Raw genomic sequence first — 19,307 nt, forward strand, 5'->3', positions numbered from 1 at the left:
GAAAGGAGGAATCAGTATCGAAGTAAAAATTCCAAAGGAGATCCGGGAATATCGGGAGTCCATTTTCTTCGGGCTCTCGGCCCGACAATTCACTTGCTCACTGCTGGCGCTTGGAGCCGCAGTCGGGCTTTATTTTTTGTTCGACCCGTTGGTAGGCACCGAGGGTGTCGGCTGGATCTGCATCTTGGGGGCGGCCCCATTCGCAGTCTGCGGCTTTTGGACTTACCACGGTATGACGGCAGAGCAGACCCTGTGGGCCTGGTTCAAGTCACAGGTTCTGACACCCCGTCGCCTTGTCTTTCGGTCGGACAGTCTGTACTATCAGGCCCTGCAGCCTGCCATTGAGCAGGGTAAAAAGCCGCCCCGCAAGAAGAAAAAGCGCAAGGCTAAGGAACCGGCTGGAGAAAAAGCTCCGGCCCCGAAACCAGAAAAGGAGGATGCCTATCATTAAGACTCTCAGCAAAGCAACCAAGGCGGAACGGGATAAGTTCCGCATTCCCCGCTCGGTGCAGGATGCCATCCCCATCCGCCGCATCTGGTCGGACGGGATCTTCCAGGTGGGGACTCAGTTCTCCAAGACGTTCTCTTTCACCGACATCAATTACCAAATCGCCGGCAAGGAAGACAAGACAGCCATGTTCCTGGACTATTCCGAATTGCTCAACGCGCTGGACTCTGGCGCCAGCGCCAAGATCACCATCAATAACAGGAGACTCAATAAATTGGAGTTTGAATCGGCGCTGCTGCTTCCCATGCGCCAGGATGGGCTGGATCATTTCCGCAAGGAGTACAACGATATGCTGCTCTCCAAGGTCACCGGGACCAGCAACAGTGTGGTGCAGGAGCGATACATCACCATCAGCGTGGTCAAGAAAAACATTGCAGAAGCCCGTGCCTACTTCTCGCGGGTCGGCACTGACCTGATCACCCATCTGGCCCAGCTGTCCTCCATTGGGCAGGAACTGGATCTGGTGACCCGTCTGCGGATCTTCCGGGACTTCTTCAAGGGAGCAGAGCCGCCCGCCTTCGAGTTTGACCTGAAGACTCAGATGAAGCTGGGCCATAGCTTCAAGGATTGGCTGTGCCCTGACTCCATGGAGTTCCAGCCGGATCACTTCAAGCTGAATGACCGCTGGGGGCGGGTTCTTTACTTGCAAGGATATGCCAGCTACATCAAGGACAGCATGGTATCCGAACTCTGCGAGCTGGACCGGGACCTGATGCTGTCCATTGACATCCTGCCGGTGCCCACCGATGAAGCGGTGCGCGAGGTCCAGAATAAGCTGCTGGGCGTGGAGACCAACGCCGCAAACTGGCAGCGCCGTCAGAATGCCGCAAACAACTTTACGGCCATGTTACCCTATGACATTGAGCAGCAGCGAGCCGAGACGAAGGAGATGCTGGGCGACCTGACCAACCGGGACCAGCGGATGCTTTTCGGCCTCGTTACCATGGTGCATCTGGCGGACACCAAGGAACAGCTGGACAGCGACACCGAGAGCCTTCTCACGGTCGCCCGCAAGCATTTGTGCCAGATGAGTATCCTCCGCTGGCAGCAGAAGGACGGCCTTGACACTGTGCTGCCCTACGGCCTGCGAAAAATCACCGCTCTGCGCACCCTGACCACGGAAAGCACAGCTGTGTTTATCCCTTTCCGTGCCCAGGAGATCATGCAGGACGGCGGCATCTACTATGGTCAGAACGCGGTGAGCAAGAATATGATCGTGGCCGACCGGCGTAAGCTGCTCAACGGCAACAGCTTCCGGCTGGGCGTTTCCGGCAGCGGCAAGTCTTTCAGCGCCAAAGAGGAGATCGTGAGCATCGCCCTGTCCACCAATGACGATATCCTGATCCTGGATCCCGAATCGGAGTTCGGGTATCTCACGGAAGCCCTTGGCGGCGAGGTCATCCGGGTATCGGCGGCCTCCGACACCCACATCAATGCCCTGGACATGGACAAGGCCTACGGCGATGCCCGCAATCCGATTATCGAGAAATCACAGTTCGTGCTGTCCCTGTTCGAACAGCTGGTAGGGTCGGAGGGCGTGTCTGCAAAGGAGAAATCCATTCTGGACCGCTGCACCTATGAGGTGTACCGGGAGTACATGGCAAACAACTACACCGGCCAGCCGCCCACGCTGAAGGACCTGTACCAGATCCTCCTGAAGCAGCCGGAGCCGGAAGCCAGAGGGCTGGCCCTGTCGGCAGAGTTGTTCATCACGGGCAGCTTGAACACCTTTGCCCAGCCCACCAATGTGGATACCAAGGCTCGGATCATCGCCTACGATATCCGGGAACTGGGTGAGCAGCTCATGCCCCTGGGGATGCTGGTGACTCTGGATGCCATCTTCAACCGGGTCATCCAGAACTGGAAGCGCGGCAAGACCACCTGGGTGTTTGCCGACGAGTTCTACCTGCTGTTCCGCTATCAGTACAGCGCCGACTTCTTCTACAAACTTTGGAAGCGGATCCGCAAATACAATGGTTTGGTCACGGGGCTTACCCAGAACGTGGATGAGATCCTGCGTTCCGATACCGCCCGCCTTATGCTGGCAAACTCGGAGTTCCTCATCCTGCTGAATCAGTCGCCCACTGACCGGGAGGAACTGGCGCGCCTGCTGCACATCTCGGATACCCAGCTTGGCTACATCACCAATGTGGCCGCAGGCTGTGGGCTGATCCGCTGTGCCGGCAACATCGTACCCTTCGAGAACAGCTTCCCCCGGAACACCCAGCTGTACAAGCTCATGACGACCAAGCCGGACGAAGCGATCCGAGAAATGTGACAGTGGTGTTTGAGAAGGAGGTGGCGTTGCCGCAAGAGAAAGTAAACCCGTTTATGCGGTTGTATCGCTGTCGGGCGGAAAAGACTCGACGGCGATGCTTCTTCGCCTCGTAGAAGAAAACCGTCCCATCGATGAGATCCTGTACTGCGATACCGGGTGGGAGTTTCCGCAGATGTATGACCACCTGGACCGGCTGGAGCAAACCATCGGCAGACCTATCACCCGGCTGAAAGCCCCGCTGACGGCAGAGCAGTATTTCTATGAGTACACAGCCCGACCGGATGCAAAGCTGGTGACAGATCGGGGACTCAGCTGGCCTTCCCATGCCTGCCGATGGTGTACTGGGCGGCTCAAGACCCATGTGATCAACAAACATCTTCGCCAGCTGAGGCGGCGATACCAGCTGGAGCAGTATGTGGGGATTGCAGCCGATGAAGCCCATCGCTGCAAAGATCTGCATTACCCGCTCGTGGAGTGGGGGATGACAGAGGCGGACTGTCTGCGGTATTGCAAGGAACATGGATTTGACTGGGATGGGCTGTACGACATTTTCCGTCGGGTATCCTGCTGGTGCTGTCCGCTGCAGCCATTGAGTGAACTGCGGAAGCTGCGCGTTCACTGCCCGGATCTGTGGCAGAAGCTTCTGTATATGGACGCTCATACCTGGCGGTCCTTTCGACCGGATTACAGTGCCCATCAACTGGACATCCGCTTCAAGCTGGAAGAAGAACGAGCCGCACAAGGTCTGCCCCTTACTGGGCGGGCCTTTTTTACTGCGCTTGATGACCGGCTGGAACAAGAAGGGTGCCCCAGAAAGCAGAAGAGGGAATGAACGATGAATAAGAAATCAAAATGCCGAGGGCCTCCCAGACCCTCGGCACCTATCCTACAAAGGAGGAAAGATCTTGAAAGAGATAAAAACAAAGCCGACAGGCGGTAAGCCCCGCACCTTTGATAAGTCGGGTGTCGTACCTAAGACCGCCATGAAGGAGATGTGGCTCCACACCAAAGACAAGGCGCTGAGCGAGACTATACACACTCCCTTCGCCAGCCAGCAGGAAGCTACTGGCAACGCTCCCGCCAATACTGCCGGAGATCAGATGCTGTCCGGCGCGGAAACCACGGCCAAGAAGGGCGCAGAAATGGCGTATGATGGGGGCAAAAAACTAACACAGTTCGCTGGCCAGAAGGTCAAGGAACGCAGGGAAGTAACCCGTATCAAAAACCAGGCTTCCAGCATAACACAGGGAAATAAAGGTGAAGCCTGGAAAGGTACTTCGACAAGACCGGCTGGAAAGAAGAACATCAAGGGCCGACAACCGGCAGCCAAGCCCAAGGCCAATGCGGCCAAGACTATCAAACAAGGCGGAAAAGGAATCAAGGGGGCGCAGCGGACTGCTGCCAATACTCAGAAAGCTGCGAAGGCAGCACAACAAATTACCCAGCGTATGCAGGCTGCAGCCAAGGCAACCGTTCGAGGAATCCGGGCGGCAGCCCATGCAGTGATGGCAGCCTTCAAGGCGGCTGTGGCAGCCATGCAGAGTCTTGTTGCGACTCTTTTGGCCGGCGGTTGGGTTGCGGTGGTGATTATTCTACTTATCTGTTTGATTGCCCTGGTCATGGGATCCAGCTATGGCATTTTCTTCGGCGTGGAATCCACTGGCTCCGGCACCAGCGTATCCCAGGCTGTGCAGGAACTGAATCAGGAGTATGCGGATCACCTGCAGCAGATCACAGAGAATGTCTCCCATGACCGGCAGGAGATGACATCCAACGACGGCAATCTCTCAATCAACTGGCAGGAGGTGCTGGCTGTCTTTTCAGCAAAGGTATCAGGCGCTTCCGATGGCGAACAGGTGGCTTCCCTTACGGATGCCCAAGTGGACATCCTGCGTGACATCCTGTGGGAAATGAACGATGTAGACTACTCGACCCACACGGAATCTCATGAGGTGGAGGTCACCACGACCAACGACGATGGCGAGGAAGAAACCACCACCGAGACCGTCACCGAAACGGTGTTGACCATTGAGATTACCCACAAGACTGCAGCTGATATGGCGCAGGAATACCGTTTCAATCGCCGCCAGAATGAGTATCTGGATCTGATGATGCAGCCAGACAATCAAAACCTGTGGGCACAGCTGCTGGGTGGTCTTGTGGCTGGTGGCGGGCAAATTATTACCCCGGACACCGACTGGGTCGGTACTGGCCCACTGGCTTGGCCTCTGCCGCAGAGCTTCCCGATTACGTCACACTTCGGCTACCGGGAAGACCCGTTCACTGGAGAAATCGAATACCATAACGGTACTGACATTGCCGCTCCGGAGGGAACACCTATCTTAGCGACTGCAGATGGAATGGTCACGATTGCCAATGGAATCGACTCTTGGGGTGGTAGCTACGGCTACCACATCAAGATCGACCACGGCAACGGATTGGAAACGCTTTACGCTCATTGTTCTGCTATCTGTGTGAATTCTGGTCAGCAGGTGCAGCAGGGCGAGGTGATCGGTTTTGTGGGTAGTACAGGTAACTCCACGGGCAACCACCTGCACTTTGAAGCATGGATGAATGGAGAGCGTAAGGATGCGATGAAATTGATTTGAAATTAACAAGATGTTCAAAAAACTATTCTGCGCTTATGCGTCGCGCAGAGAGAACGCACCTACAGATCTGCAAAACGATCCGTACATTTCTGAATCGCGATATGAATGTACTGAAACTTGCCATTGGTACAGGATAGTTATCAGTCCCCCGATTACCGTAGCGGTATTGTTATAAAGATAATTTCTGATTTTGTCAACGGGGATACGTTTTGCTGTGTACATGCAGAAATACGTTGGATTCTCTGGCGAGCAGCATCGTTGCCAAAAGAGAAACCCACAGTTTGGTTCAGACGATAGGTCTCTCTGGTTTTCTGACAACCAAACGGGTCATGCCTTAACTCCACTCAACTGCCACTGAGAGCTTTGGCTCTGGAGTTCTACCATGTGCCGGAACAGTCCGCCTTCCGCCATCAGTTCTTTCGGGGAACCCTGCTGTTCCACACGGCCATCTTTCAGCACCACGATATGGTCCGCACCGGCCACAGTGCGCATCCGGTGGGCGATAACCAGCACTGTCTTGCCGGTCAGCAGCCGGGAGAGGGCTCCTTGTACCTTGGTCTCGTTTTCCACATCCAGGGAGGCAGTGGCCTCATCCAGCAATACGATGGGCGCGTCTTTTAAGAGTGCCCGGGCAATGGAGATGCGCTGTCGCTCTCCGCCGGAGAGTTTGGCTCCGTTTTCTCCGATGGGTGTTTGGTAGCCCTGGGGCAGCTTGTTTACAAACTCCTCGCAGTTGGCGGCTTTGGCCGCGGCCATCACCTCCGCGTCAGAGGCGCCGCGCCTGCCCAGGCGGATGTTTTCCATTACCGTGTCGTCAAACAGAACCACATCCTGAAAAACCATGGAATAATCGGTCAGCAGTATCTCCGGGTCCACCGTGGCAATATCCACCCCGCCCACTTTGATGGCACCCCCGGTGACATCCCATAGGCGGGCAGCCAGCCGGGCGCAGGTGCTTTTGCCGGAGCCGGAAGGACCGACCAGTGCGGTGATCTCGCCTTCTTTGGCGGTAAAGCTGACATCATGCAGGACGGCCTCTTTATCATAGGCGAACTCCACATGGTCAAAGACAATGTCGTGTCCCTTGGGCCGGAAGGTTTCCGCCCCTTCGGCGATGGGCGTGTCGAACAGAGCGTTCATTCGATCTGCCGACACCTGGGAGACAAACAGCTCGGCAATCAGGGCCAGGCTCTGATCAAAGGGGGCATAGATCCGGGTAATGACCATGAGAAACAAGAACAGCAGCATGAAGTCGATCTGTCCGGACAAAATTAGCCCCGCGCCCGTAAGGATCGTGGTCGCTACGCCCAGCCGCATGATGACGCTGGCTCCGTTGACGAACAGGCCGGTGACCAGCTCGCCGCGGATCATGATCCGTTCATGGTCGTCGACCTTCCGGTACAGCCCCGCAAGGTATCGCTCCTCCTGATTGGTGGCACGAATTTCCCGCACATTTTCCAGCGCCTCCTGCATTCCATCCGAAACCCGCACGGCGGCGTGCTTGGTCTGCTCGGCCCGGCGTTCGGTGAGTTTCCGGCTTCCAAACAGCATGCCAAAAGCGACCGGTACTCCCCAAAGGCAGGCAATGGTCAGCCGCCAGTCGTACCAGAGCAGGCAAATTGCAATCACGGTGGTGGAAATGTAGGAGCCGTACAAGTAGCCTAGCACATGGCTCCAGACATGTTCCATGCGGTTGACATCGCCCATAAGGGTCTCCGTCAGATCGGCCAGGTCACGCTTGCCAAAAAATCCAAGGGGCAGCTTGCGCAGCCGTTCCGCCAGCCGCAGCCGGGTGGCTTTTACCTCGCCGTACACCAACCCGTAGGTGGCCTTGTACTGCTGGAAATGGGTGAGAAAGGAGAGAAGTGCAAATATCACAAGGCCGGCCAGCACCGGCAAAGCTGCGGGCAGGGCGGCGCCATCAGTCAGAGTTTTCATCAGGCCGGACATCACAAGGTATAGGATGCTGACCCCGCCCATGACCACCAGATTGACGACCACCGTCCAAAAGGTGCCCTTTTTAGTGTTCTGTACGCCCTGATCCGTCAGGGCATATTTCCGTTGAAAGTTTGCTCCGAACATTTATTTCCCCTCCTTGCCGCTTTCCATTTTCCATTGGATTGCCCGATTGTAGTCAGCCCACATCCGGGTGTACAATCCGCCTGCCGCAATCAGCTCCCCGTGGGTGCCCTGCTCCGTCACCCTGCCGCCTTCCAGAACCAGGATCTTGTCCGCACCCACCACCGTGGAGAGCCGGTGGGCGATCATGATGACAGTACGATCCTTTGTCAGCTGAGCGAAGGCTTTCTGGATCAAGGCTTCGTTTTCCGGATCAGCGAAAGCGGTGGCTTCATCCAGCACCACTATGGGTGCATCCTTCAAAATGGCCCGTGCCAGCGCGATGCGCTGGGCCTCTCCGCCGGAGAGGTAGGTTCCCTCGGTTCCGATCACGGTATCCAAGCCCTTGGGCAGCTTTTCCAGAATGTCGCCGCACTGTGCGGCTTCCAGGGCAGCCAATACCTGCTCACGGCTGGCGTCGGGGCGGGCAGCCCGAACATTTTCCAGAATGCTGGCCTTGAACAGCCGGTTGTTCTGAAACACAAAAGCGACCTGATCCATCAGCACATGGGGATCGATCTGGCGGACATCCACGCCGCCCACTTCCACGGTGCCGGTGTCTGCATCCCAGAACCGTGGAATCAGGCTGGCGGCTGTGGTTTTGCCGCCTCCTGAAGGCCCTACCAGCGCCACTGTCTCTCCAGGTTCAGCGGTGAAGGAGACATGGGATAGGGCGGGAGACTGCGCGCCGTCGTAGGTAAAGCTCACATCCCGGAAGACCACTCGATTGTCCTTGGGTGTCTGGGGATGTTCCGGCACCGCCAGTGTCGGCGCGTCCATGACCGGCTGGAAGCGGCCCAGAGCAGTGTCGGCCAGCATCATACCGGAGGCCGCAAACATGATTTTGGCCAGTGCGGTGGAAATGATGGCGGAGAATACAGCGTAGAAGGCGAAATTTGTGACAAACCCCGCAAAATCACCGGAAGCCAGCGCGCCGGGAGCCAAGAACAGCGCCACCGGCACTAGAAACAGAAAAGCGCCCTCAGTAAAGGTCAGATTGATGGACTGCGGTACGCGGCACACATCGCCTTGATAGTGTTCCGCCTTGGTGCTGTAGTCCTCAATGGCCTGCTGGAATGCCTTGAAAGAGTACACAGTCTGCTGGAAGATCTTGACCACCGGGATGCCGCGTACATATTCTGTTCCGGATTTGGTCATGCGGTCCTGAGCCGCCTGGTATTCCGCCATCAGCCCGGCGTTCTTGCCGCCCATCATGCTGAACATAGCAAGGATGGAAATCACCGCCGCCAGCAGGCAGGCCGCGCCCATGCGCCAGTCAAACACAAACATCAGCACCAGCATAGCAAGAAACAGAGTAATCGTACCCACGATGTCCGCCAGATTGTGGGCAAGCAACGTTTCCGTATCAGCGGCCGCTGCATCCAGCCGGCTGCGGATCAAACCGGAGGCGTTGGCGTCAAAGTAGCCCAACGGTGCCTGCATCACATGGGCCATGCCCTGTTTGCGGATGTTGGCTGCCGTGCGGAACGCAGCCAAGTGGGTACACATCAGGCCAAGGAAGTAGATGAGGATACCGCCTACCGCAAAAGCGAAGGCGATCCAGCCATAGCGCGTCACGCTCTGGGCCTGCGTCCAGTCCGGTGCCACGGCGATCAGATCCCGGGCCGCCAGCCAGATACAGAGGTACGGAATCATACTGCACACCATGGATACCGCTGACAGTCCCAACCCCAGGAAGGTGAGCCGCCTGTGGCTGCCCGCATATCCCAGCAGGACAGTCAGAGCGTTTTGCTTCTTTTGCTTCACAAATATTCCTCCTTTTAAGGTTAGCTATTGCTAACCATTAGTGTAAAAAGAAAGGGGCGCAGCCCCAATCCTACTGGAAAATGGTGTGGCTCATGACTGGCCAATCAGCTTCAGCCACCCGGCGGTGTAAAAATCCCGCAGCTGATCCACATATCGCATGGCCTGCTCCTTGGGCATATCGTGAACAACGATCTCGAAAATGCCGTTAAACATTCCGCTGGCGATGATGTGACACAGCTGTGCATCCAGATGGGGGCATTCATGCCCCAGACGGTGCAGAACCTCCAGGTATTGGAGGGTGTATTCCACTTCGACCTCTACCATATTGTGGACGAAATGCTCATAGCTGGTGCCCTCGGCCTTGCACAACAGCAGCTTCACCGGCTCCCGGTGGTCGCAGATGTAGTCCACCATCCAATGGACGCATTGGCTGGACTCCAGCCCCATGTGTTCCGGCTGCTCCTTCTCGGGCATCTCGGCAAAGGTAGTCTGAGCCTCCATGAACCGGCCCATCAGCGCGGCGGCGTGGGGTTCCACGATGGAGGCAAAGAGCGCCTCTTTGCTGGAAAAATAGCCGTAAAATGCGCCAGTGGTGACGCCCGCCTGCTTCACAATCTGGCGCAGGGAGGCGCCCAGAAAGCCCTTCTCCGCAAACTCCTCCATGGCGGCCCACTGGATCTTTTCCAGTGTGGCGGTCGATTTTTCTTCCATAAGAGCACCTCATGTAACAGCGTTATATATAACACTGTTATAATAGAGCAAACCATATTGTTTGTCAAGAGCCAGTGAATAAAGTATCACAAAAAAGGGGTTGCTGTATAAAAACCACAGCAACCCCTATATATCACTCTGCAATCACTTCCAAGCTATAGCCGACTTCCCGCACGGAGCGAATGTAGAACGGGGCATCTGGATTAGCCCGGTACAGCTTCTCGCGCAGGTTGCAGATATGAAAACCTATCGTATTGTTTTCGTTTCCTGTGGTGAAATCGCCCCAGACCTGTTCGTAAATCTGTGCGTAGGTCAGCACACGGCCTTTGTTGGCGGCCAGCAGCAGGAGAATCCGATATTCTTTTGTGGTAAGCTGAATCTCCTGTCGATCCCGAAAGATCTTTCGTCTGCTTGGAAAAATCTCAAGACCGGGGAGCGACACCATCGGTTCCTCGTCAATCTCGAATTTTTCTATCTCAGGGTGGTTTTTGAGGATAGACAGGATCTGCTCCAAAACTTCCGTATCTCTTTTGCACAGCTCCAAAATCATGACTCGTCCGATGATATCACCGCTTTCTCACTCTGTTTATGAGTTGCTTTCAGTCGCTCAAAGGTTTCCTTGCTGACCACATGCTCAATCCGGCAGGCATCCCGCTCGGCAGTGACTGGATCGACACCAGCTGTTACAAGCATCTCTGTAAAAAAGCGATGCTTTTCGTAGGTATCCTCGGCAACCTCACGGCCGAGATCCGTCAGGTGCAGGAAGTGAGCTCCATCCATGAGCAGGAAGCCGCCCTTTTTCAGGGTAGCCACAGCATGGCACACACTTGGCTTCGACACCTCCAAGTGCCGGGCAACATCCGCAGACCTCACCATACCCTTTTTCTTTTTGAGGACAAGGATGGCCTCCAGATAGTCTTCCCCGGACGCATGAAGTTTCATGGTACGGTGCCACTTCAAAGTATCAAGCAATGCTCCAGCCCTCTGCCTGCTCGCGGATCGTAATGAACCGGCGATAAAGCCCATTCTGCTGGACAAGTTGCTGATGCGTTCCTTTCTGAACGACTTGCCCCTGATCCACCACCAAAATCTGGTCAGCGTGTTCAATCGTTGCCAGACGGTGAGCAATGACAATGACCGTTTTCCCAATGGTCAACTCGCTGATGGCCTGCTGGATCAGATGCTCGTTTTCGGGGTCAATGCTTGCGGTTGCCTCGTCAAGAATGACAATATTGGCATTCTTCAAGATTGCGCGGGCGATGGAAATACGCTGCTTTTCGCCGCCGGACAGTGTAGATCCGCCCTCGCCGATCACCGTTTCATATCCATCGGGAAGAGCCGTAATGAAGTCATGGCACCGAGCCTTTTTCGCCGCCTCTATAATTTCTTCCTTGGTTGCACTTGGATTGCCGAAACGGATGTTGTTTTCAATGGTATCGTGGAACAGATAGACCTTTTGAAAGACCATCGAAATATTGCGGAGCAAGCTGTCACAAGTCATATTCCGCACATCCTCACCGCCTACTGTGACCTCACCGCTGTCCACATCATAGAAACGGGCAATCAGGTTACAAATCGTGGTCTTGCCGCTGCCAGATGGCCCTACAATGGCCGTAGTGCTGCCCTGCGGGATGGAAAAGCTAATATTCCGCAAAACAGGAACTGTATCGTACGAGAATGTCACATCATGGAAAGCGATGTCTGTGTTCTGCAAAGAAATATCTTCTCCGTCTTTGTCTATCATCTCGGCGTGTTCAATGCCGTCCAGTTTATCCAGCGTAGCATCAATGACCTCCAATACATGGGCGGCATTGTTCATGGCTTCAACACTTCCAAAGATCATAAAGGAAAACATATCCAGCATGAGCATGGTAGGAAGTCCCATACTGCCGTTATAGGTCAGCAGAGCGGCCACAGCGACAATGGCAATGGAGGCAGCTTTCAGCGAAAACAAGTGCAGGCAGTTAAAGGGCATATATTCCACTTCAATTTTGATGTTGATTTTCTTGCTGTCGTTGTATGCTTTGCGGATACTGGCAATAGACACGCCTTCCTGCTTAAAGGCTTTCACCACCTGCATCCCCCGCAGATACTCAATGGAACTTTCCACCATATCATCCTGCGCCTTTTGATGGATAGGCGCGTTTTGGTGGCTGCGTGCCTCCAGCAGATGGAGGAATAGGGCAGACAGAAGGACACCAGCCAGAGCAATTCCTCCCGCCATAGGGCTGTAAAATACAAGGAACATTATTAGGACGATAACGGTGATGTATCCATTCACAACGGTGTTGACCATATTCATGGCGTACATCTCCATAAACGAGAGGTCGGTCGTTGCGGCTGCGGATAGTTCGCCCATATTGTTCTTGCTGAAAAAACCAAGCGACACTCGCTTCAGAATATCTCCCAGTCGTATTCTCTCGTCAGCGGTTGCTTCATAACCAACACTTTCCTGTGTGATGGCTCGGAAATAAGAGAACAGGTATCGGCCCAATACAGCTAAAATCATGGCTCCCAGCACGATCCAGATGTCCCGGCTCTCCAATGCCTTGACGCCATTGAAGTCATCCAGAACAGAACTCAATCCATTCGCAGCCAGCATAATAGGGATCGCGGTAAAAATGCTGTGAATGAAAGCGTAGACAAACCCGATGTAAATGCGCCGTTTATATTTACCAGTCCACTGGATCAGTCGATTTACAATCCGAAACATATCAGTTACCCCCTTTCCCGGAACCGGCAGACCAGTTCTGCGCTCCGATATGCGCCTCCCACATATCCCGATAGAGAGCGTCGCCATCTAAAAGCTGCTGATGAGTGCCCGTATTCTCAACCTGCCCGTTTTGCAGGACGATAATCTGATTGGCATTCTTGATGGTGGACAGACGATGTGCGATTACGAGCAATGTTTTTCCTTTTGTCAAAGCAGCAATGGACTGCTGGATTTTTTCTTCGTTCTCCTGATCGGTGAACGCAGTTGCCTCGTCCAAAATCACGATAGGGGCATTTTTCAAAATCATTCGGGCAATAGAAATACGCTGTTTTTCACCGCCTGACAGTCGGTTTCCGGCATCACCAGCCATCGTGTCGTAACCTTGCTCCAGCTTATGAATGAACTCATCACAGCAGGCGGCTTTTGCCGCCGCATATACTTCTTCGTCCGTAGCATCAGGGTTTCCAAGCCGGATGTTTTCCTTGATGGAGCAGTTGAACAGAAAGTTATCCTGTGTAACAAAACTGACAATATCGGCAAGTTGGGCCAGCGGCATACTGCGAATGTCTACACCGCCAATGGTGATTTCCCCATCGTTCACATCCCAAAAACGAGCAATCAGGCGGGCGATGGTGGACTTGCCTCCACCGGATGGACCGACAAGCGCCGTAAACTTTCCCTCCGGGATTTTTAGATCGATATGGGAAAGCACCTGTTTACCGCTCTCTTTATCATAAGAGAACGAAACATTCTGAAGTTGAATGTCTTTGGAGTGCATGTCCACTGGCTTTCCAGTATCGGGCAGTTCCTTCACATGGAGCAACTCGTCCACATCGTGGACAGCGTATTCAATTGCCTTCGTCTCATTGACATAAGTGGTGAAGTTCATGAGCGGGCCTACAATGCCCAGCGAGAGGATCAGGCACATCGCAAGATCCTGCGGCGTGAGGCTACCGTTCCAGTAGAGATACATACCAATCGGAAGCGTTCCCAAAAAAGTGGACGGTAGCACAGCAGAAACAAAGTTCATCACCTTCCAGGAACTTTGATACCATTTGAGGGTGTAGTCCTTGAAAGATTTAACCGCCTTTGTGAATTTTTCATAGGAACTGGAGGACTGATTAAACGCCTTGATAACTTCAATACCCTCCACATACTCCACAATCACGCCGTTTACATAGTTATTGGACTCCATGTAATCGGCATAAAGCTTGTTAAAATTCTTCATCATCATAGCAAAAGCAATCAGGACGAAAGGCAGCGTGACCAGCATCGCCAGTGCCATACGCCAGTCGATGCAGACCAGATAGACAAAGACTGCCACGGGGAGCAGCAGGTTGGAGATACACTCCGGGATCATGTGGGCCAGCGGCAATTCAATCGTTTCCACCCGATCCACCAGTACGCTTTTCAGCTTTCCAACAGACTCCCCGATGACTGTCCCCAGCGGCGCTTTCATCAGCCGCTGCGCAAGAGCCAAACGAATATTCTCCAAAATGGTGTAGGCGGATATGTGGGACAGGCTCGTTGAAATACCATAGAACAAGAAGCGTATCGCATAAGTGCCAAGTCCAATCCAGCACCATCTCCAAACCTCTGCCATCACAGGTGAACCGCCGATAAAGAGCGTGATAATCTGGTAAACACTCCAATAGGGTATCAGTCCGGCAATCACACTGATGATCGCACATAAAACGGACAGGACAATCTTGCCCCGGCACTGTGAAGCAAAGGAAAACACAATAGAAATCCAGCTTTTCTGCTTCATTTCCATTCCTCCTTGGCAAAAAAATAGAGAGTATCAATCACTTTGATACTCTCTAAGTATTGCAGGTATTCATTTTGTCTGCCACTCTGCCCGGCCGGTTTTTACTCCATTTAGATTTTTATTTTTCGATATTCCAGCGGTGTTTTTCCCTTTACTTTCTTGAACGCTTCGGAGAACTTGCTGGTGTTCGTATAGCCAACTTTTCCGGCGATCACCGTAATCGGTTCATCCGTCTGTGTCAAAAGAGAAGCTGCCAGGTCCATACGATAATTCCGCATATAGGTATAAATGGCGGTGCCATACACGCCCTTAAAGCACTGCTTCAGAGCAGAAGTGGAAATATCGAACTTTTCAGAAAGCTCCTCCATGGTGAAATGGTGCTCCGGCTCATTTGTCATAAACGACATGATTGCCTTGACTTTCTCTACCTGCGTTTTATAAAAATAGGGACGTTCCACACCCAAGACCGTAGGATCTACCGTCCTGAGCGTGACCAACAGTTCTAACACCTTTACTCTGAGATATTCCAGGCGGATATTTTCCGGCACCTGGTACAGTTCCGAAATTACATGGTCGGGAACGGAATTTCCGTGCATAATGAAAGGTCGAGTCTTTAAGGTGAATTGCTGTTCGATTTGCTCCAGATCAATGGAAAACATGGACAGAAAATCACTCAAACCCTCTACCGCTTCAGGGACAGAAATTGTAACCGTGATCCCGTGGTAATGGCTTACGGGAAAGCTGCAATGGTTGTTTTCCGTGGCAGAACTGTCCAGCATAATATCGCCGGACGCAAGATAAAGATAAGCGCCATTGCTGACTTCCCACTCGACACGGCCTTCTCTGCAATGGTGAATTGCAAAAGTGTGCGTATTTTGTTCAAACTTCCTTGACGGGCAGTGCTCCATGTGAAAATCATTATACATGACACCTATTCCGGGATATACTTCATAATAGGTTGCAGTTCCGTCTCCTGTTTCATTTTTCATTTGGTAGACCGAGCAGGATTCATCCCGGCAGAGCAAATTCATATTTTGCCGCGAGAAAAACAGGTCACTTTTATTCAAACTGGGATCACCTCGATTCTATAAAAAAATTTTGAATACGCTGAAGCCCTGCGGCATCCAGCGCATATTGTTCCTGCACAACACCATGCTCCAAATGCAAAACATGAGTACAACAACTGACGATCAACTCATAATCGTGAGTGATAACAAGAGAGGTCTTTCCCATCTCCTGTATCGTTATAAGTTCATCGGCCACTTCTTTCATGTGATGCAGGTCTAATCCGCTGGTCGGCTCATCAAACACCAGGATTTTGCGGTCTGAAACCAGAGCGGTGGCAATGGCGACTCGTTGCTTCTGGCCTCCGGAGAGCGCCATTGGGTGCCGATCCTTAAACTGCATCAAATCCAACCGCTCAAGAACCGCATCCGCCCGGTCAGAGCTTGGGGCCGCCATACTAATGAGCATTTCTTCCTCAGTGCTTTCCGTAAATAGCTGATGGTTTACATCCTGCATCACCATGTAGCACAGGGCCAGCCGTTGCTTTCTATTATACTGCTTTCCATTCATCTTCACAACGCCATCGCAGTGTTTTTCCAGCCCACAGAGGCATCTTGCCAGCGTGGATTTTCCGGCCCCGTTATGTCCAATCAATGCAACGATGCCGCCCTCCGGCAAGGAAAGACACCCAATATTCAGGGCGTCCCGATGCTTAGTGTATGCAAAATGAAAATTCTCACACTGAATCTGTCCATTTTCGTCAAAAGGATGGGGCGTTGAGGGGAAAGCCGCAAGTTCAAACGGACGAAGGCTCATGTTGATCTGTTGTCCTGGGGACAAGTTCAATGCCTCCTGTGCCGTATAGTCTTTCTCAATTCTTCCATCGTTCAGATAGAGGACCCTGTCTATCAGTTCTTTGAGGTAATAGAGCCGATGCTCCGCAATCAGGATGGTCTTGCCCTGCTGTTTCCAAATGCGTATCATACGGCGTAAATCCTCTGTGGCTGATTGATCCAGATTAGAGGATGGCTCGTCTAAAACGATAATAGGCGGATCGCTGACAGAAATAGAAGCGCAGGCAATTTTTTGTTTTTCTCCGCCTGACAGGCGAAAAATATTTTTCCCCAGGAGATCTTCCATGTCAAACTGTACGGCGGTGGACTTAACCCGATGGGTAATCTCGCTTTCGGGTAATCCCTGGTTCTCACACCCAAAGGCCAGTTCGCTGGTGGAGTCCACTGTGAAAAACTGCGTCCGAGGATTTTGAAAAACGCTGCCCACATACTTGGCTGTTTCATAGAGCGGAAGCCGGCTGATGTTTTTGCCATCCAATAAAACTTCTCCTGTCAGTTCCCCCTCATAGTAATTGGGGATCAGTCCATTTACCAGGCGGGTCAGAGTGGTTTTTCCGCAACCGGACCGCCCACACAGGAGAACTACCTGCCCATCAGGAATTTCAAGATTGATTTGTTCCAGTCGGCCTGCGTTTTCTCCACCTGCGTAGCAAAAATTGATGTTCTTCAACTGGATCACAATAGTCCTCCCCTTACTTCAAGAAAAATCCTGCCCATCCAAAGATTGAAACAATGGCACACAGGACATCCAGCAGCCCAAACCCAATTTCACAAATATTCGTGCGCTTCTGGGGAGCGCCCAGCCCTCTTGTCAAAGCGGCCGCCGACAATTCCTCCCCTATTTTTGCGACCGACATCATGAGGGGAACGATGCGGTACTCCAGCATCTTCATGGGACTGCAGAGCGTTGTAATCCCTCGCATTTTCATGGCGTCACGGATGGCCGCATACTCCTCCCGGACGGTAGGGAAAAAGCGGAAAACCACAGATACAGGGATTACTATTTTCTGTGGGACGTGCATCCGCTCCATGGCCGCTACAAATTCACTGACAGTTGTTGTGCTGATGAGGTAGTATCCCATCACAAAACCGGGGAGCATGTGCGTATAAATCCCGCTGGCCGCATTCAGAATAAAATTCCACATACCCGTGAGTATGGGGATAACTGTCAGCTCCAGGCCGTAGAGGACCGCGTATGTAATTGAAAATCTTGCCGCGGCTTTCCACCGCTGCGACAGTAGCAGAAGGAGGACCGGTAGGGCAACCAAGCACGGGCGGATGATGTCCATCATTCCGCCCGTGCCGCCTGCCATCGTAATCGTGCTGACTGTGACTGTCAGGAATATCTTGGTTCTCGGGTCAATCGGGATTAGGGAGTTTCGTTCAAACTTCAATTCTTCTGCGGCGCTCATTTAAGCAATCCCCGCTTTTTCAAAGTGCTTTTTTAGCACCGCTTTTCCGAGCAGCGCCCCCAGTATTCCGCCGATGAAGGTCACAACAAAAAGAACGGGGAACATCCAGTTCGGGGTGTAAGAAGCAAGTGTGGCGGTATATTCGGCTCCATAGTTGCTTTCCAGGAAAGTGAAGAACTCGACGCGGGTAAGGAACATACGGCTCACATAGCCCATAATCCAGAGAGAGAATACACCGTTGCCCAGGAGGGTGCATTTCCAGCTCTGGTATTTCCCAGCCTTCAATACCAGATCGCCAAGAATGCCAAATACCACGCCGAAAATCAGAACCAGAACGCCAGCCCCGATTAAAACATTCAGCAGGCCAAGGATGATACCGGTCAGGGACACCATACCGAACTTCTTGACCTTTGTTAAGTACAGCATGAAGGGAATACCGCACAGGATGGGGCAAACTAATCCGAGCAGCGGAATAAAAATAGGGATGTACCCCAGCATCATGCCCGCAAAGAAAACGACAAAATAGATGGCGGTAAAAATACCGACATTGATCAGGTCTTTTGCTTGTAGTTTGTTGTTTCTTACTTCCATTCTCTACATACCTCCATTTGAGTTAGATTTGGCTAACCACTTGCGCTAAAAAAAGCGAAACGGAATTTCGCAGGAGGTATTTTATCATATTCCAATTGGGGCATACCACTCCATACGGTTGTAGATTGCTCCATTTAGATTTTTATTTGTATGCTGTTGCTATTATAAAGATATTCTTATCAGTTTTACCATACCAAACCGGTCCGAAACCGCCATGCTGATCTTGGTGGACAGCTTCAATCCGGTTCGAGGGATGTGGCGGTAATAGGGCTCCTCGGCCAGCACCCTGACCCCGCCGCCGATTTTCCCGGCCAGCTCCGATGCGGAATCCACATAGAAGAACATCTGCGCATCCCCGTGGCCCACCTGCTTCATGTACTTTTTCCGCATCATGGCCATACCGCTTTTACTCACGGAGTCAAAGACGATTTCAATCTCTCCAAACCCCGTGAGCATCCGCAGGAGGCCCACAACCTTGCTTTCCTCAAAATAGTGGAACAGGCCGCCAGCGGTGACCAGAATAGGAGCATCCGGCACATCAGCGCGGATCTGCTTGATCCAGTCCTCGGCAAAGGCGTCTCCGGCGAGATAGGTCTCCCGCTCCGGCTCCGGCAGCAGCTCTCGCCGGTATTCCACCACATGGGGCAGATCCACGGCATACCAGTGCGACCTTCCATTGTCGCAGCGGGAATAGACCGTCTCCAGGCCACAGCCGAGCTGGACGATCACACCGTCCGGCCTGCGCTCCAGAAAGGCCCGGATGATCCGGTCCAGATTGGCAGACCGAGCGGCGGAAGCCAGCAGGGTATACTGACTCAGGCGGCCCTGCGACAGCAGCTCGGGCGGCAGCTTCTCCTTCAGCTCCAGCGCCTTCCCATCGTATAAAATCTGCGAGCAGTGCTCGCTGGCATAGAGCCTGCCCAGCATGGGGACAAACAATGTGTCCTCCACAACGCCCAACTTGGACATAGTC

The 19,307-nt window shown here is 53.0% G+C and carries 16 protein-coding genes; 4 read left to right on the forward strand and 12 right to left on the reverse strand.

What is annotated here, in order from left to right:
* Positions 1-16: 16 nt before the first annotated feature.
* The 4 genes from ACKTS9_RS10980 (at position 17) to ACKTS9_RS10995 (ending at position 5,395) form a co-directional block, all read left to right on the forward strand.
* Positions 17-451: a PrgI family protein gene (locus ACKTS9_RS10980; protein WP_407882106.1), complete on the forward strand. Its 435-nt coding sequence runs from the start codon at positions 17-19 to the stop codon at positions 449-451.
* A complete protein-coding gene (locus ACKTS9_RS10985; RefSeq protein WP_407880779.1) occupies positions 438-2,786 on the forward strand; it encodes a VirB4-like conjugal transfer ATPase, CD1110 family in 2,349 nt (782 codons plus the stop codon). The genes ACKTS9_RS10980 and ACKTS9_RS10985 overlap by 14 nt, the downstream gene beginning before the upstream one ends.
* Before the next feature lie 67 nt (positions 2,787-2,853).
* Entirely contained in the window at positions 2,854-3,618 is a 765-nt protein-coding gene (locus ACKTS9_RS10990) for a phosphoadenosine phosphosulfate reductase family protein (RefSeq protein WP_407882108.1), read from the forward strand.
* 73 nt (positions 3,619-3,691) lie between these two features.
* Positions 3,692-5,395 (forward strand): M23 family metallopeptidase, encoded by a 1,704-nt coding sequence (locus ACKTS9_RS10995; RefSeq protein WP_407880781.1) that lies wholly within the window; start codon positions 3,692-3,694, stop codon positions 5,393-5,395.
* A gap of 327 nt (positions 5,396-5,722) precedes the next feature.
* Here the strand turns inward: ACKTS9_RS10995 and ACKTS9_RS11000 are convergent, their stop codons facing one another.
* The 12 genes from ACKTS9_RS11000 to ACKTS9_RS11055 all read right to left on the reverse strand — a co-directional run bounded on the left by ACKTS9_RS11000 (position 5,723) and on the right by ACKTS9_RS11055 (position 19,303).
* The gene (locus ACKTS9_RS11000) at positions 5,723-7,477 is read right to left on the reverse strand and encodes an ABC transporter ATP-binding protein (RefSeq protein WP_407880783.1); all 1,755 of its coding nucleotides are present in this window, start codon (positions 7,475-7,477) and stop codon (positions 5,723-5,725) included.
* Positions 7,478-9,280 (reverse strand): ABC transporter ATP-binding protein, encoded by a 1,803-nt coding sequence (locus ACKTS9_RS11005; protein WP_407880785.1) that lies wholly within the window; start codon positions 9,278-9,280, stop codon positions 7,478-7,480.
* 90 nt (positions 9,281-9,370) lie between these two features.
* Positions 9,371-9,991, reverse strand: a complete 621-nt coding sequence (locus ACKTS9_RS11010; protein WP_204658873.1) for a TetR/AcrR family transcriptional regulator — start codon at positions 9,989-9,991, stop codon at positions 9,371-9,373.
* Positions 9,992-10,124: 133 nt separating this feature from the next.
* Positions 10,125-10,541, reverse strand: a complete 417-nt coding sequence (locus ACKTS9_RS11015) for a winged helix-turn-helix domain-containing protein (RefSeq protein WP_407880788.1) — start codon at positions 10,539-10,541, stop codon at positions 10,125-10,127.
* Positions 10,538-10,933 carry a metal-dependent transcriptional regulator gene (locus ACKTS9_RS11020; RefSeq protein WP_407880790.1) on the reverse strand — a complete coding sequence of 132 codons (396 nt, stop codon included), beginning with the start codon at positions 10,931-10,933 and terminating at the stop codon, positions 10,538-10,540. Before ACKTS9_RS11020 ends, ACKTS9_RS11015 begins: the two co-directional genes overlap by 4 nt.
* Positions 10,934-10,955: 22 nt before the next feature.
* Positions 10,956-12,704, reverse strand: a complete 1,749-nt coding sequence (locus ACKTS9_RS11025; protein WP_407880792.1) for an ABC transporter ATP-binding protein — start codon at positions 12,702-12,704, stop codon at positions 10,956-10,958.
* Between the two features lies 1 nt (position 12,705).
* The gene (locus ACKTS9_RS11030) at positions 12,706-14,472 is read right to left on the reverse strand and encodes an ABC transporter ATP-binding protein (RefSeq protein ID WP_407880795.1); all 1,767 of its coding nucleotides are present in this window, start codon (positions 14,470-14,472) and stop codon (positions 12,706-12,708) included.
* A gap of 110 nt (positions 14,473-14,582) precedes the next feature.
* On the reverse strand, positions 14,583-15,398 hold the full coding sequence (locus ACKTS9_RS11035; RefSeq protein WP_407880797.1) for a helix-turn-helix domain-containing protein: 816 nt from the start codon (positions 15,396-15,398) through the stop codon (positions 14,583-14,585).
* A gap of 148 nt (positions 15,399-15,546) precedes the next feature.
* Positions 15,547-17,010 (reverse strand): ABC transporter ATP-binding protein, encoded by a 1,464-nt coding sequence (locus ACKTS9_RS11040; protein ID WP_407880799.1) that lies wholly within the window; start codon positions 17,008-17,010, stop codon positions 15,547-15,549.
* Positions 17,011-17,023: 13 nt separating this feature from the next.
* Complete coding sequence (locus ACKTS9_RS11045) at positions 17,024-17,743, reverse strand: energy-coupling factor transporter transmembrane component T (RefSeq protein WP_407880801.1); 720 nt, start codon at positions 17,741-17,743, stop codon at positions 17,024-17,026.
* Positions 17,744-18,334, reverse strand: a complete 591-nt coding sequence (locus ACKTS9_RS11050; RefSeq protein ID WP_407880804.1) for an MptD family putative ECF transporter S component — start codon at positions 18,332-18,334, stop codon at positions 17,744-17,746. It lies immediately after the preceding gene.
* 162 nt (positions 18,335-18,496) lie between these two features.
* Positions 18,497-19,303 carry a class I SAM-dependent methyltransferase gene (locus ACKTS9_RS11055; RefSeq protein WP_407880806.1) on the reverse strand — a complete coding sequence of 269 codons (807 nt, stop codon included), beginning with the start codon at positions 19,301-19,303 and terminating at the stop codon, positions 18,497-18,499.
* Between the last annotated feature and the right edge of the window lie 4 nt (positions 19,304-19,307).

The organism is Owariibacterium komagatae, assembly GCF_045865535.1.
Classification (GTDB): Bacteria; Bacillota; Clostridia; order Oscillospirales; family Ruminococcaceae; genus Ruthenibacterium; species Ruthenibacterium komagatae.

Bases quoted from the DNA above. Each gene is read 5' to 3' on its own strand.
- ACKTS9_RS10985 (WP_407880779.1), top strand. From the start codon at position 438: ATGCCTATCATTAAGACTCTCAGCAAAGCAACCAAGGCGGAACGGGAT.
- ACKTS9_RS11000 (WP_407880783.1), bottom strand. From the start codon at position 7,477: ATGTTCGGAGCAAACTTTCAACGGAAATATGCCCTGACGGATCAGGGC.
- ACKTS9_RS11010 (WP_204658873.1), bottom strand. From the start codon at position 9,991: ATGGAAGAAAAATCGACCGCCACACTGGAAAAGATCCAGTGGGCCGCC.
- ACKTS9_RS11015 (WP_407880788.1), bottom strand. From the start codon at position 10,541: ATGATTTTGGAGCTGTGCAAAAGAGATACGGAAGTTTTGGAGCAGATC.
- ACKTS9_RS11020 (WP_407880790.1), bottom strand. From the start codon at position 10,933: ATGAAACTTCATGCGTCCGGGGAAGACTATCTGGAGGCCATCCTTGTC.
- ACKTS9_RS11025 (WP_407880792.1), bottom strand. From the start codon at position 12,704: ATGTTTCGGATTGTAAATCGACTGATCCAGTGGACTGGTAAATATAAA.
- ACKTS9_RS11030 (WP_407880795.1), bottom strand. From the start codon at position 14,472: ATGAAGCAGAAAAGCTGGATTTCTATTGTGTTTTCCTTTGCTTCACAG.
- ACKTS9_RS11035 (WP_407880797.1), bottom strand. From the start codon at position 15,398: ATGTATAATGATTTTCACATGGAGCACTGCCCGTCAAGGAAGTTTGAA.
- ACKTS9_RS11045 (WP_407880801.1), bottom strand. From the start codon at position 17,743: ATGAGCGCCGCAGAAGAATTGAAGTTTGAACGAAACTCCCTAATCCCG.
- ACKTS9_RS11050 (WP_407880804.1), bottom strand. From the start codon at position 18,334: ATGGAAGTAAGAAACAACAAACTACAAGCAAAAGACCTGATCAATGTC.
- ACKTS9_RS11055 (WP_407880806.1), bottom strand. From the start codon at position 19,303: ATGTCCAAGTTGGGCGTTGTGGAGGACACATTGTTTGTCCCCATGCTG.